This is a genomic window from Orientia tsutsugamushi str. Boryong (genome assembly GCF_000063545.1).
In the GTDB taxonomy this organism is placed as follows: domain Bacteria; phylum Pseudomonadota; class Alphaproteobacteria; order Rickettsiales; family Rickettsiaceae; genus Orientia; species Orientia tsutsugamushi_C.
This window is the reverse complement of sequence record NC_009488.1, coordinates 1061854-1076176: the sequence shown is the minus strand read 5'-3', so window position 1 is coordinate 1076176 and position 14323 is coordinate 1061854. Positions and strand designations below refer to the sequence as shown.

The window sequence follows — 14323 nt, the reverse complement described above, 5'->3', positions numbered from 1 at the left end:
GAAGAAAAATTGACAACAACTTAGCTAAGTAGTTACTCTACATTAGATTTTGTAAATTTTTGAAAATCGCAGTAGCAGAATGAGAAATCTCATGCTACAATTGAGGCTGAAGGTAATTATACAAAATCAAAAATTATGTTGGGCATTATCGAGGCCGTTGAAGTATATGGGTTTGAGCATTGACGAATGGGGAGTAGTGCTAGCTGGAGTAGCTCCAGGAATTGTACTACTAAACAGCAGGCATGCTAAATTAGGCCTAGCCTTTATGGTTGGAGGAATTGCTCTATGTTATTGCTTTAAGAAAATTAAGAAGGTATCTGAGAATTTTTTGCTAAAAAGTTTTTTAGTAGCTAAAGGTTTATTGCCAGCTCCATTAGGATATCCAAGGCTTTTGGGCAAAAAAGTTGGCAAGTAATGAATCATCTCTTTAAGCAAAATGCTATACAAGAGCTGGTTAAATATAATAAATGCTTACTTTCAGTAACTATATTGCTAGCTGCAGCTAATATAATTGCGATAATGGCTGCAATTACCAAAGAAGAAAAGTGGTTATTAATTCCAGCAATGGAGCCTGATCGTAAAATGATGGTTTCATCAAAAAATTACCATGAAACCTATTTAAAGGAATGGGCAATTTATGTAACGAAACTCTTATTTACTACTTCTCCAAATGAGGTAGAAAGACAAATAGCAGACATGAAAGTTGCATCTAGTAATACTGAATCTTTAAATAAATTTTTTCATGATCACTTGCAATTTGTTAAAGGCTCAAATGTGTCTTCAGTCTTTTTTCCGAAGAAGGTTGAAGTGATAAAGGATGGAGTATTAATTAGTGGAACGCTTCGTTATTGGTTTAGCGATAGTAAACATATAGCTGTCGATAAGACTTACCTTTTGACTTACAAGCGAAGTCCTAATTACCTTTTGTTGTTAACTGGCGTTAAAGAGAATGGAATAAAAAAATGAGTATTAGAATTTTGAGGTTTATGATAGGGTTTATTGCTTTAGTCAAGTTTAGTGATGTATATGCGGTAGAATATGAGTTAGAAGTTGATAATTTGCTGAAGCTTGAGATTTCTGATAGTGGGCCAACAAGAATTAATCTTAAAGATGAAAAAATCAATGATATTTTTATGTATCCTCAAAATGCAGCCGAAGTTGTAGTTCATGAGTCTGGATGTTTGTTTATTGCTCCACGAGAAGAAGAAAAGAAGCTTTATTTAACAGTAATAGGAGAACACAAAACAATTCAAGATTTAATGTTAACTTTTACTCCAAAAACTCCAAGCCATGTAACGCTTATTAATGCTGCTACAGAAGAAGCTGAAAAGGATAATTCAAAAGGAAAAATAAAATTAGCTTAAAATGCTAGTTTTTACTTTAAAGCTTGTTAAGCTCAGCATCAAGCATATTAAAACTGCTTCAAAGTAAAATTTCATTATGGAGATATTATTGAAAACAAGGCGGAAGGCTGGTTGATAGGTGAAGATGGACGTTCTGGAATTAAAGGAATCGTGGTAGATAAATCGTCTAACATAGCAAGCATGGCTGCATTAAATGGAGTATTTAGCAATATTGCTAAGTTTCTACAAGCTAAGGCTATTAAACCTGATATGCTACCAACTTTAAACCTAGTAGCTGGAGGTCATCAACAACAAGAGTTTCAGATTGGAGATGCGCTTCAGTCTGGAGCTTACTCTGGAGCTAGTAATGCTTTTGATAAGCTAGCTGATTTTGCTATAAAACAAGCTGATTCTATGAGCCCAGTCGTTCTTATTGCGTCAGGTAGAGTCATCGATGTTGTATTTAAAAAAGGTTTTGACTTACGTGAGCACAAGAAGAAGCCACATAATTTAACTTATTCACAATCAACTAACAATGAAAAAGTTAATTTGCATAATAAATTCGACCAATCACAAAAGTTAGAGGAGCATTTATAATGAAGTTTTTATTATTGCTATTGGGCTGTATGAGCCTAACAAGCTTCTTTTTCGAAAGTAATTTTGATTGTAAAATTCCTAAAGGGCAAAAATGTAAGTCTTTATATGAAATAAAGAAAATGGCTGCTCAAGGAGTTTTTGACCCTGATAATGTTGAGAAAGTTGAAACATCAAAAATTAAATCAAAAAGGCGTTGTGTTCTATACTGTAAGCGATCTAAAGCAGTTCAAGGTGTAGCTGTTGTTAACACTTCACCTAAAAAACCAAAAATGAGTGATATTGCAACTTAAAAATGATTTATGTGATAATATAGGTTAAATTACTATATCTCTGTACTTTACAAACACTTCAATGCCTGATACTAATGCTTCTGGTAGACTTATATGTCTTTGTCCTAAGCCAGGGATTCCAATACCTGTACCTGGTATATTCCGGTAGGATTTTGGGAGCCAGTACGCCTTGTAGATGTTACAAAGTCGCCAATGTGTATGGTAAGTCTTGGAGGTTTGTCATTTGGAAGTGCTACTCAAAAAGGCATGAAAGATGAGGCTGAAGGAAGTGCTTTTTATCACATTCATTGGTATGTCTATCCTGTGATTTATTGGCTGGAAATTTTGCTTGATTTTATTTGTCTGGAAATGGCTGCAGTCGATATAGCATATTTAACAGAGTTTGATCCATTATGGAGTGATGACGCTAAATCTGCGATTTTAAATCCAGAAACGCTGTTGTTTCAAAATGTAGCTGCTTATCAAGCATGTATAGCTGATTGCATGAGTTGTGGCGCTGGTTTATTAGCAAGTGATTATGCTTTTTGGTGTGCTGAATGTCAAGGAATGCTTTACCCTTTTACTGGAACAGCTGCGGCGCATAATGGTGGAGTTGGAACATCTGTATTAATGGTAAGTAAGTTTATGGCTAGAATGCATAGGCAACTGATGTTATGGGGATATTATGGTTATAAAGGCTTATGTGGCAAGTATCCCATGCCTATTATGAAGAAAAGTCAGTATCGACTACAAATGACTTATCCGATTCCAGAAACCAGATCCTGCAAGAGCATAGGCCAAACAGAAGCTACATGGCAGGCTGGAAGAGAATTTCCAGTTAATGGTGAAGATTTTGGTTACTTGATTTGGCGAAAAAGAGATTGTTGTTTGCTTTGATAAGGGTTAGAGAGGAATATGGTTATACGAGTAATGATGTTGATGGTTTTATTATTTGTTAATAATGCTAATGCTTTTTTTTGGGCCAGCAAAAAACTTTTATTTTTGTCTCATTTTCAATGAGTGATGAGGCTTTAAAAAGCTATTTTGCTGAATCTCAAAAGGCTGGAGCTCAATTGATTATGCGTGGGTTAATTAATAACTCATTTACACAAACAAAGAATAAAACTATGGAGCTTGGTATTAGCTTCGATATAGATCCTAGCTTGTTTGAACAATATAAAATTGATGTTGTTCCTGTGATAGTAATAGATGATGAAAAAAGAGGATTAACCAAGAAATTAACTGGCCATATTCCTTTAGCAATAGCATTAGAAATTATGAATGAGAATACTCAATGAGATTATTATCTATATTAACTTTTTGATAGTGCTCAATATTAGCTGTTGTTTAGCTTCAATGCAAAGCAGTTATAATGAAGCTAGCAACTATAATGTAAATCTTGGAAATTCTTCAAATACACAAGAATTATTTCATCAAGGTAGTAATGTCAATTATCCTAACAATGATGAGGATTTAACCTACCATGGCCGTAATCAGCTTGGTACAGAAAGTGGGGCAATGTTATTTCAAGCTGAAAACAGTAAAAACAATGCCTTAACTCAACATAATATCAACGATCAAAATTATATGATAGCTAATTCAATGAGAATTGAATCTGATCCTTTAAGTGCCCTTGATAGCAGTAACTTCGTAACTCAAACAAGTAAAACTAATACTGAAATTATTCAAAGTTGTAATGAAGGTAGTAATTTTAACATTGAACTTATTCGAGAATTAAATGTTGAGTGCAGATTAGAGAATGTATGGCTTTCTTGGCAAAACCGGCAAATGGAATTTGCAACAGAAGAAATAAAGGAGAATCATAGTAATTGGCTTAAGAGTCGTAGCGATGTCTATGATGATGAATTAGGTGCACAAATATACTGCCTAGTAGATGATCCCGAAGCAATTGTAAAACAAATGAAATGGGCTATTGCTAATAGGCTTGGTGTATCTATACACCATATTGGTAGAAATTTTTTATTAGAAGTAAATGAAAAAATATGTATACTTCACTATGACTACAGAGATAAGACTCAAGAACTAAGGAAAGTAGCAGAATATTGGCAAGTTTTAAACCCTGAACTTGAGCAATTAACTGAGAGTAATGAATGCTATGAGGTCAATAGAATCAACTATGATGGTGGTGATAGAGTATTTTTTGACAAGTTTAAAGTCAATCGTCCATATTGGAAACAAAAGATTCTTTTTTCTTGTACTAGCGATCCAAAAGATGGCTGCAAACACCTTAAAATTCAGAATTGTGAATTAAAAAACAGCACTTGCCAAAAATCAGTAGCAAATATTTGTTTACTATGGCAGCACGATTATAGCTGTTCAACTGAGAAGCAAACAATGCTACACTCATCGTTGCATAATAACTCAATCTTTTGTTTAGGAGGTAATTGCAACACTCCAACTATTATACCAAATAGAGATATAGCTAAAGTAGCTCATCTAGCGATGCTAAATCAGATGAGCAAGGACATTAAAACAAATCCCGTTTCTGTATTTTCAGGTAAACATCGAAAATGCAAAAAAGATGTATTTAGTTTTTTGAATTGCTGCTCTTCAATGACTGGCTGGGGGCGTGATATAGGCTTATCGCAATGTAAGTCTAAGGAACAAGAATTAGCTTTATATAGGAAAAAAGGTTACTGCTACTATATTGGAACCTACTGTTCTTCAAGAATTCCGATATTAGGTATTTGCTTAGCTAGAAAGTCTACTTATTGCTGCTTTCAGTCGAAACTTGCAAGAATTTTTCAGGAAGAAGCAAGAAAACAGCTAAAAATGAACTTTGGTACACCTGAATGTCCAAAGTGTAGAGGCCTTACTGTTGAAGAGTTACAAAAAGTTGATTTCACTAAAATCAATATGGATGAACTATTTGGAGATATACTCACTAAGGCTCAAAACAGCATGAACAAAGACATTATTGCAGGAATCAAAGATAAAGTTCATCGTATGCAACAAACTTAGTCTAAATGAGCAGATTATTAATGTTTATGATATTAATTAGTCATTTATCCACTGTTGATGCTTCACCAACAAGATTTTTATGGTACAATGATAAACATGGTCATGAGCTTGATGACTCTGCTGCTAATTCTAAGTTGATGAGTAGGCCTCATGACCAGAGAATCGAGGAATTAAAGGAGCGATTTAATCGAGCTTAGCGTATAGCGCTGGATAATCCAACGCTCGAAAATGTGATTACAGCTCAAAGATTGCAGAAGCAAATCATGGAGAAGGCTCATAAGTTTGCTACTATGTGGCAACTAGCTACTCTACTTGATTACCAACTGATTAATGCTAATGAGCCTGCTAATAGCTTACATAGAAAGCTATATCAAGAAAAATCAGAGCAAAAAAATGATTTCAAACTCAAAAACATTGCTAAAAACTGGGGATTGATTTTGCAAGTTAAACAAGATTGCTTGCTCTGTAAGGCCTTTATGCCTATTGTTCAGTGCTTTGCTAATAAATATGCATTTCAGTTGCTAGCTGTCAGTAAGAATAATGAGTTGCTTAATAAACTAAATCCTAAGCATATTGTACCTGTATTATATTCAGTAGCTAGCGATGGTAAAAAAATATATGCAGTAGCTAGAGGCATAATCTCTGAAGATAAAATTATCGACAATATTCTAGCAATCGATAGATATTATCATAAGTTGGAGACTACATGAGCACCAAAATCAGAGTTTATGCCATTACAATGCTATTATTGCTACAAGCTCCAGTATCACTAGCTTGGAATATCGAAAACGTATTTCAAGGAATGAGTATTAATGTCACAAGATCTGGATCATATCAAGATCAAGCGGCTGGATATTATGCGGCTGGCGGATTATCTGCCAGAACAAGCCAAACATCATTTCAGCCATTTGCTATAACTCCACCATCTTTAAACATGAGCTGTAGCGGTATTGATGCCTATCTTGGTAGCTTCTCTGTTATTTCTGGAGAAGAATTAGTTCAATTGATGAAAAACATTGGTTCTCAAGCTAAAGTCTATGCTTTTTCATTAGGATTAAAAACCTTTGCTCCTCAAATTGAGAATGCTCTCAAAGACTTACGTAATCTAGCAATGGAGATGAATCAATTTGCTAAGGGAGATTGCAAATTAACAAAAGCATTATTTGCTACAGCTTTACCAAGAAACTCAGCTATGAGAGAAGCTGTTTGCCGTGATATACAGTCACAAAGCGGGTTTGATTATTTTGCTGCTGGTAAAAAATGTCGTAATTATTTAGATCAAAAACAAGCTCTGCGACAAGCACAAAATAAGGATTCAGAGTTATGCTGGATGATTATAACATCTTCACTAAAGCAGCAGCAAAGGTTGGAATACCATCAAATATGCGTGATTCAATCATGTCTATGACTGGCACTATCGTGGTTACAAACAATAATGTGTACTTTTTTGACTCCTTAGCTCAGGATGAAAAAAGTTGGATTAGTCATTTAAAAGGTGGAGAATCAGCTTCAATTTACAGCTGTGATAGTGTTAGTTGCCTGCATCCAAGCCTACAACGAAATATCACAATATCACCAGAGCAGTCTTATGCAGGTAAAGCTAAGCAAAAATTGACTGATCTAAAAAATAAGTTTGATAAGAATTCTGAATATAGCAACTCTGAAATAGCCTTTTTATCTTCGATTGGAGATATATTTCCAATTTATGATTATATCACATTAGAAGCTATTTCTGGAGTCACAATTTTAGAGATCTCATCAGAATTAATAGCTAGCTATACATTAGTTCAGCATTTGAAGGAAGTAATCACCGAAATACGTAGAGCCGTTACTTCACTAGGTGCTAAGCAAGTTTCGAATGAACATTTAGAAAGATATTTGAAGGAATTGAATCGAGTACAACTTTTTGCAAATGAAAAATGGACTAGCCTACAAACCGATGCAAGTCGAATAGATAAAAGGGCTAGATTAATAGAGCAGCATTTAATAGCGAAGGAGAAAAGTTAATGGATTACGTAATATACACATTTGGTGGTGGAGATCTGTTATGGCATGTGTTTAATGGCATAGGCAGAGGTCTTTGCTTCAAATAGCGAATACTTCACTCCAGTGGGTCACTTAGCCTTGACTATTGGTGGCATATGGGCTGCTACTAGGGCTATTTTTAGAGGAAATATCGGCATCTTTGCTATGGGAATGGTTTTTTCCATCGATATTTATTTTTACGCTGTTATTTGCCCCCAAATCTACTGTTTGGCTGAAGGATGAAGTATCAATGAGTGCGCCAGTAAAGGTTGATAATATCCCATAAGTATTGCAATGTTTGCTTCTCTTTCATCGCAAACGAGTTACTTTGTATCTAAAATGTTGGAACAGCATCTTTTGCCAGCTTATGAAGGACTATCGAGCAGAAAAACTGGTATTATGTTTGGAGCTAAGGCTGTAGCTAAGATTCGAGATGTGCAAATACAGGATCCAATAACTTTAACTAATACGAAGGAATTCCTTAGACAATGCTTTATGAAGCCTTACATCATAGGCAATATTCTAGGTAAAAAAGCTGCTGCTCAACAAACTAACGACATTATAGGATTTATCGAGCAAAATATACCTAATAATTTTGGTATTTATTATCGCGAGCCTAGTAATTTAGCCATTAGTTTCAAGACCTGTAGACAAGCTACTCCATTGATTAAAGCGGCAATTCATAAAGAATTAAATGAAGGACTCCTAACAAAGTTTGCAGCTGCGATTGGAGTTCAATCTGATAAGTCAAATATGTTAAGTCAAAGACTAAAAGTCATGACTGGAGACACACTAAAATATTTACAGAGAGAGCAACAAGATATTCATGAATGGATGAAGCAAGCGATGTTACTTAATGCTAATCGTGAGTCATATGATGACTGGCGTGAGAAGTTTTCGTTATCAAGAATTTATTCTAATTTAGTTAGTATGCATGCAATTAGAGGGCTATTTCAACAGTCATTTTCGTACTTAGTAGCTGGCGAAATGGCTGCTCACATGATGCCTATTTTACAATCTGTTTTTTTTGCATTAGTAGTCTCAATGATCTTTATTGTATTTCCAATGGGCCTATTACCTGGCGGCTACAATATACTCAAAACCTGGATTCTATTAATAATATGGGTCAGCAGCTGGCCAGTATTTTTTACAATAATCCATTGCCTAGGAATGATCAGCTTATCCAGTAAATCTGGAGCTTTTGGTAATGATTATGGCTTGAATATGCTATCGCAAGGAAGCTTCGCAGAGATGATTTTATATAGCTATGCGACGTTTCAAATGCTTGCATCATCGATACCAATGCTTTCTTGGGCAGTGATAAAAGCTTGTGCTCATGCTACAGCTAACTTGGCCAGCCAGTTCTCTCCTATACCAGTTGCTAGCAGCTTAGGCAGTAACATAGTCGACAATAACTTGAGTATGGATAATTACAGCATAGGCAATAGAACTATCTCTCAACAAAACCTAGCTCCTTCATTACATATGGCTAATATTATCAATGATGGTGGTAGAACAGTCACTACAACGGCTGATGGTCGACAAATTATAAATGAAAACGTAGATTCATTGGGAAATAACTTCCGAGCTTCTGCTATGCTACAAGCTGGATATCAAAACCAGTTTACGCACTCTCAGAGCATTCTTGATTCACTGACAAAAAGAGAGGCCAATCTTATTTCAACAGGAAACTCCATTACCATGGAAATAGAGCCGACAGGATAACTCACGATGAAGCTCAGTCTATAAGCATCACTGATAGTGAATCTCAAGCTCTACAGGAGGTTGGTTCTAGTAGCATTGCTACTACTGATCATACAGGTAGTAGCCACAGTAAAAGTAGTGGAACTAGTGCTAGTGCTGGTGGTAGAGCATTTTTTGCACAAGTTAAAGTTGAAGGAGTGGAAAGACATAACAATAAAGGAGCTTCTTTAGCTAGATTAGGACAGTATGAAGATGCAATGGAAAATTTTGATATTGCTATTAAGTACAGATCAGATAATCCAGAAGCTTATTATAACAAAGGCATAGCGTTAATGAATTTAGGATACATTCAAAATGCAATCGAAAACTATGATATAGCTATTAAATATAGACCAGATTATGCAGAAGCTTATATTAATAAAGGTTTAACTTTAGCATTTTTAGGGCAATTGCAGAATGCAATAGAACATTTTGATTTAGCTATTAAATACGATCCTAGTTGTGTGAAATCATACTGTAATAAAGGGTATATATTAAGCTTATTGAATAGATATTCTGAAGCAATAGAAAGCTGTAACATAGCTATTAAATATGATCCAAATTGTGCGGATATTTATTATAATAAAGGAATGATTCTTGAGAAATTAGGTAAACACCAAAAAGCGATAGAAAATTTTGACATTGCTATCGCTATTAAGTACAAACCTAATTTTGCTGAAAACTATCTTGAAAAAGGAATTTCATTAGTAAGTTTAGGACAGTACTCAAAAGCTAAGGAGAATTTTAACTTAGCTATTAAATATAATCCTAATATCATTGCAGAATACGAAGCAATGTTTAAAAAGTTAACAGAATTAGAGAATTTTACTGGAGTAAAAGAGTATGAGCAAAAACTACAGATTTTGAAAAAATACTCTTGATGAATTTTCAGAATCAAGGCAATTTCACAAGGGGATCGCAGTTATTTGCTCATAAGTTAAGAATGTTTGGGCAAGGTAGTGCCAATGTTTTTACAATTGGGTTAGGATTATCGATATTCTGGATTATATGTCGATTATATCAAAAAGTTTTTCTGAGCAGTTTGTATTATTTTGCGATTGAGCGATATGTACAGCTTAAGCTAACAATTGGTGAACATTTTTATGATATCGATCAAATAGGAATCGTATTTTATAGTTTAAGGTTTAAAAAATGGATACACCTCAATGCTCAGGACTTTCTACATGAATTTTATACAGGTCAACATGGATTTAAAATACAGCAATTATGGGAATTCCTAATCAATTCAGCATTATTAGAAGGATTAATTGTTTTTGCTATTGGTGTGATAATCTCAATTGTTTTCTTTACGGCTCAAGGTAAAAAAACGATTATTAAGGCTAAAATTAGAGGTGCTGATTTTGTACGGAGAGAGAAATCTAGCTAAAATGCTAAAAAGCGCTAAAAAGGCCTCGAAAATCTGTTTTGGAGGCTTGCCATTAGTAAAGAATAGTGAAAGGCTGCACATTCTTATTACCGGAACAACAGGTACTGGTAAAACTAATATGCTTAACGAACTGCTACCACAAATTCGATCACAACAGGATCGAGCAATAATTATAGACCTTACTGGAGCTTTTACTGATAGATTTTTTGATTCTAAATGTGATAAGCTGCTTAATCCTTTGGAAAAAAATAGCGAGCAATGGTTGCCTTGGAACGATTGTTTTGAAGCAGCTGATTTTCATGATATAGCTAGTAGTTTTAGTAATTATACCCATAGAATCGATGACTTTTTTGCTAAAAATGCTGAATTAGTCTTGTCTGAAGCATTGAAGCTATATCAGGATGACAAAGATATCATAAAATTAATTCATACAATCATTTACTCTGATAATAGACAATTTGTAAAAGCTTTTAGAAACACCGCTGTATCAGGCATTATAAGCGAAAGCGCGCCTGAAACTTCTGCGGGAATTCAATCTACTCTTGGAAAGAATATTACTTCGCTACAATATTTAAAGCCTGGAGGTAATTTTAGCATCAAGGAATGGTTTAGTAATTCTGCTGAAACTGGATGGCTATTTATCACAGCTACTCCAAGTCAAAGAGCTACTTTACAGCCACTTATTTCAGCATGGATAAGTATAGCTATCAAAGCTTTGATGTGTAGAAATCCTAATCATGATAACAAAAACATATGGTTTATACTTGATGAACTGCCAGCTCTACAAAAAGTTTCATCTTTACCAGTTGCTTTAGCTGAAAGTAGAAAGTATGGAGGCTGCTTTGTTGCTGGGTTGCAGAACATTCATCAATTAGAAGCAATATATGGTTCTGCTGAATGTGCTTCTATGCTTGATTTGTTTAATAGTAAATTTATTTTTCGAGTTAGCGATCAGGTTACAGCTTATAAATCAGCATTAACACTAGGTGAGGAAGAAATTATTGAAACTCAAGAGAACTTGTCATATGGATCAAATACTATGCGAGATGGAGTAAATATGAATAATGTTGAGCGTAAAAAGCTTTTAGTTATGCCATCTGAAATTATGAATCTACCAGACCTTACATGTTATGTAAAGCTTGTTGGTAACTTTCCCATCACAAAACTAACTATGAAGCTACAAAACTTAAATATAGCATATGTTTGGGGATATACATTGCTCAAAAAACTTAAGTTAGTGAATTATTAATTCAAGAATTATCCATGCTAACTTTTAAATTAACCACTTCTTCGTTTGATAACCCAGTATTTTCAGCAATAAATTCAACTGAAAAGCCAGCTTTTAATAAGTTCCTTGCAAGCCCTTGTGCAGCTTCAGCTCTGCCTTTAGCTATGCCTTCATCAATATATTTTGCAGCAATAGTTCTCATAATATTACCTTTTTCTTCTTCAGATAAATACTTAGCCAGAATCTGCTCTAATTCTGGTTGCTGATTCTCTAGTAATTTAGTATCAGTATACCATAAAAATGATCTTAGGTAAACATAACCTTTTTCTTTATCAAGTATTAAAACATGTTTGAAGTTTATTAGAAACTCTTGCCAAAGCTTTAACATATCTCGTTGATGAATGTGTTTTAGCATATATTCGAGCATTCCGATATGCTTTTTCCTAATAATTTCATCATTCGACATACTTTGCAAATCGACTAATTGATAGTCAGAGGTCATTAATTGCTTAGCTATCATTGAATCGGTAAATAAATCCCACAAATTTCTAGGTGCGTTGTAGACTTCTTTGCCGTTATAGATCACTAAATTATACACTAATGGTAATTTAGTTTTTTCTTTCTTATGCCTTTCGCACAATAACAATGTGTATCTCCATAACCGCAGAGCTGTCCAATAATCAACGGTTGATTGAGCTTCAATTAATATATAAATAAAAGCATTGCCATGCTTTTTGGTTGCAACTTTATAGACGATATCGCTATATTTTTTTAACGATTCTTCTATATAACTTTCTTGCTCTACTTTTATTTTTGATAAATCTATTAAACTCTTGAAATCACTTGGTAAATAATACTCTAGAAATTCTTGTGCAGCCACTGGATCGCTCATGATTGTCTTTGCCAATGAATCATGCTTTAATTTTTTTGTCATATTTTTCAGCCTATAGTTTTTTTTATAAAAAATGCTGCGTCATACTCTGCCTAGTGTTTCAGACATAATCTTGGTTGTATATTAGTTTGTATGGATTTATTCTTTTCATTAAGTTTTCTTATTTCAGGGCTGATAATATTTCTAACAGCATATAATCCTTGAGTTTTTAATACATTATTGAAGTCATTTTTGACTGTACAGACTACTGCTTCCTTATCCTCTAGAACTTTTTCAGCTTTTTCAGTATTTACGTCATTTTTAACTGCTAGAATGATCTTTTCTTTTGAGGCAGGATTATAGTTTTGCAAATTTTGGGCTTCAATGGCACATAAGATTTTTCCTTCGACTCCAGCATGTTTAATGCTTAGAGCAGTTTCAATATTCTCTGTAAGAATTGTTATAGAAGAGTAGTCTGAATTTTGTTGAGCAATTTCAACAAATGATCCACTAATTGTACCAACAGAATTTTCAGCTGCATCCGCTTTATTACATGTTTTTGAATTCAAGGCTAATATCTTAGCTCCAGTAATTTCATCTTTGTCATTTTTAACAAAAATAGTGAGTGCAGGCCAGGATTTTTGAGTCTCTTCATCAAAAACCATATTTGCTCTTAAATTAGGATTGTCAAAGATTTTTGAACTATAAATTTCTGTATGATTTTCTAAAAATTTGTTGACTGTTGTTACTTCCGCATTAGCTTTTTCCTTTTTGTTATAGTCGTATAGGGGCAAAGATTTTGCATATAATTCTTTAACGTCACTTTGATTAGGTATTTCAGATGATTTATTTTGTATTTCGTTCAATTTAATAAGTTTGGCAATTTCAGGTATTATAATCTGTCTAATAGCTTCAGCCCCATGAATTTGTAATAGGTCGTTGAAATCACCTTCTTGTGTTGGCATCACTTTTAACACCTTTGCTCCACTATTTTCGAGTGTTTTTTTCGCTTTATCAACAGTATTCATTGTTATAGAATTTTGTCCATCATTATCTGCCGCTATGATTATGTTTTCTCCTTCAAATGGTTGATAGTTCTTGAAATTATGTATGCCAATAGCAGCGATAATTTTTCCATTAATTCCTGCTTGTTTTAGACTTAAAGCTGTTTCAACGCCTTCTGTTATAATTGTTATAGGCGAATCATGTGGTGCCAATGGAGTAATTCTAACAAACGATTCGCTAATTTTGCCAAAAGCCCTCCTAGGGACTGAAATATCTGCCTTATCGCACGTTTGCGAATTCAAATATACAACTTGTACACCAGTAATTTTACCTTTCGCATTTCTTGAAAATGCTGAAAATGCTGGATAATTTTCATTCGTTTCTCTATCAAGAATTACACTTGCTCTCAAGTCAGAATTCATTGTAAAACAATCAATTCCTCTATGTTGTTCAAGATATCTTTTTACGATTTGAACTTCAGTATTATTAGTAAAATATAATGGAGAAGACTGATTATAAAAGTATTGAACTTTTCGAATTTTAGCTAGCTCATTTTGAGTGGCTTCTTTATGTACCTGCCGAGGATAAGACTCATTATAAGTTGACATTCCTACTATGCTTGTTAGATATTCCTTAGCTCTAACAAAATCACCGCCACGTTCTTTTCTGGCTAAGTCAAATAAATCTCCACCTTCGCCAGAACTAAAGTCATACCATTTTCCAGCATGCTTGCCACTAGTATTGACGACAATTTTCCCTGTATCTCCCCAACGTATTTCTCCACGTCTAGAGAAATGTTTATTAGGCTCTCCAAGCAAATCACAGGCTATGGTTTCTGCATGAGAAGCTATTTTATTTCTCAATTCTTCCATT

Annotated in this window: 12 protein-coding genes and 4 pseudogenes; 14 read left to right on the top strand and 2 right to left on the bottom strand. The window is 34.1% G+C overall.

Features of this window, described 5'->3' with window-relative positions; translation table 11 throughout:
- Positions 1–79: 79 nt before the first annotated feature.
- The 14 genes and pseudogenes from OTBS_RS05195 to OTBS_RS05130 all read left to right on the top strand — a co-directional run bounded on the left by OTBS_RS05195 (position 80) and on the right by OTBS_RS05130 (position 11595).
- A complete protein-coding gene (locus OTBS_RS05195; protein WP_011944246.1) occupies positions 80–415 on the top strand; it encodes a hypothetical protein in 336 nt (111 codons plus the stop codon).
- Positions 415–966, top strand: coding sequence for a TraE/TraK family type IV conjugative transfer system protein (locus OTBS_RS05190; protein ID WP_011944688.1), 552 nt, complete (start codon positions 415–417; stop codon positions 964–966). Before OTBS_RS05195 ends, OTBS_RS05190 begins: the two co-directional genes overlap by 1 nt.
- Positions 963–1364 carry a hypothetical protein gene (locus OTBS_RS05185; protein ID WP_011944247.1) on the top strand — a complete coding sequence of 134 codons (402 nt, stop codon included), beginning with the start codon at positions 963–965 and terminating at the stop codon, positions 1362–1364. The genes OTBS_RS05190 and OTBS_RS05185 overlap by 4 nt, the downstream gene beginning before the upstream one ends.
- 111 nt (positions 1365–1475) lie before the next feature.
- The gene (locus OTBS_RS05180) at positions 1476–1940 is read left to right on the top strand and encodes a TrbI/VirB10 family protein (RefSeq protein WP_011944248.1); all 465 of its coding nucleotides are present in this window, start codon (positions 1476–1478) and stop codon (positions 1938–1940) included.
- Positions 1940–2230: a hypothetical protein gene (locus OTBS_RS05175; RefSeq protein ID WP_011944249.1), complete on the top strand. Its 291-nt coding sequence runs from the start codon at positions 1940–1942 to the stop codon at positions 2228–2230. The genes OTBS_RS05180 and OTBS_RS05175 overlap by 1 nt, the downstream gene beginning before the upstream one ends.
- A gap of 52 nt (positions 2231–2282) precedes the next feature.
- A pseudogene (locus OTBS_RS05170) lies at positions 2283–3106 on the top strand (TraU family protein); the annotation flags it as partial.
- An 80-nt stretch (positions 3107–3186) separates the two neighbouring features.
- Entirely contained in the window at positions 3187–3507 is a 321-nt protein-coding gene (gene trbC, locus OTBS_RS05165; protein ID WP_011944350.1) for a type-F conjugative transfer system pilin assembly protein TrbC, read from the top strand.
- A gap of 58 nt (positions 3508–3565) precedes the next feature.
- A complete protein-coding gene (gene traN, locus OTBS_RS05160) occupies positions 3566–5191 on the top strand; it encodes a conjugal transfer protein TraN (protein ID WP_232488837.1) in 1626 nt (541 codons plus the stop codon).
- Positions 5192–5196: 5 nt separating this feature from the next.
- Positions 5197–5901: pseudogene (locus OTBS_RS05155) on the top strand (conjugal transfer protein TraF).
- Positions 5898–7198, top strand: a pseudogene (locus OTBS_RS05150) (conjugal transfer protein TraH). Before OTBS_RS05155 ends, OTBS_RS05150 begins: the two co-directional pseudogenes overlap by 4 nt.
- A 127-nt stretch (positions 7199–7325) precedes the next feature.
- Entirely contained in the window at positions 7326–7502 is a 177-nt protein-coding gene (locus OTBS_RS16420; protein WP_162097308.1) for a hypothetical protein, read from the top strand.
- Between the two features lie 8 nt (positions 7503–7510).
- Entirely contained in the window at positions 7511–8941 is a 1431-nt protein-coding gene (locus OTBS_RS16415) for a conjugal transfer protein TraG N-terminal domain-containing protein (RefSeq protein ID WP_232488825.1), read from the top strand.
- A gap of 176 nt (positions 8942–9117) precedes the next feature.
- Positions 9118–9840: a tetratricopeptide repeat protein gene (locus OTBS_RS16410; protein ID WP_162097311.1), complete on the top strand. Its 723-nt coding sequence runs from the start codon at positions 9118–9120 to the stop codon at positions 9838–9840.
- Positions 9840–11595 (top strand): annotated as a pseudogene (locus OTBS_RS05130) (type IV secretion system DNA-binding domain-containing protein). Before OTBS_RS16410 ends, OTBS_RS05130 begins: the two are co-directional and overlap by 1 nt.
- 1 nt (position 11596) lies before the next feature.
- Here OTBS_RS05130 and OTBS_RS05125 read toward each other — a convergent pair.
- Complete coding sequence (locus tag OTBS_RS05125) at positions 11597–12508, bottom strand: Rpn family recombination-promoting nuclease/putative transposase (protein WP_011944584.1); 912 nt, start codon at positions 12506–12508, stop codon at positions 11597–11599.
- A gap of 50 nt (positions 12509–12558) precedes the next feature.
- Entirely contained in the window at positions 12559–13662 is a 1104-nt protein-coding gene (locus OTBS_RS16405; protein WP_232489038.1) for a toprim domain-containing protein, read from the bottom strand.
- Positions 13663–14323 lie beyond the last annotated feature (661 nt).

What these genes read in the sequence shown, in the direction of transcription:
- OTBS_RS05195 (WP_011944246.1), top strand. Translation starts at nt 80, where the DNA reads ATGAGAAATCTCATGCTACAATTGAGGCTGAAGGTAATTATACAAAAT.
- OTBS_RS05190 (WP_011944688.1), top strand. Translation starts at nt 415, where the DNA reads ATGAATCATCTCTTTAAGCAAAATGCTATACAAGAGCTGGTTAAATAT.
- OTBS_RS05185 (WP_011944247.1), top strand. Translation starts at nt 963, where the DNA reads ATGAGTATTAGAATTTTGAGGTTTATGATAGGGTTTATTGCTTTAGTC.
- OTBS_RS05175 (WP_011944249.1), top strand. Translation starts at nt 1,940, where the DNA reads ATGAAGTTTTTATTATTGCTATTGGGCTGTATGAGCCTAACAAGCTTC.
- traN (WP_232488837.1), top strand. Translation starts at nt 3,566, where the DNA reads ATGCAAAGCAGTTATAATGAAGCTAGCAACTATAATGTAAATCTTGGA.
- OTBS_RS16415 (WP_232488825.1), top strand. Translation starts at nt 7,511, where the DNA reads ATGTTTGCTTCTCTTTCATCGCAAACGAGTTACTTTGTATCTAAAATG.
- OTBS_RS05125 (WP_011944584.1), bottom strand. Translation starts at nt 12,508, where the DNA reads ATGACAAAAAAATTAAAGCATGATTCATTGGCAAAGACAATCATGAGC.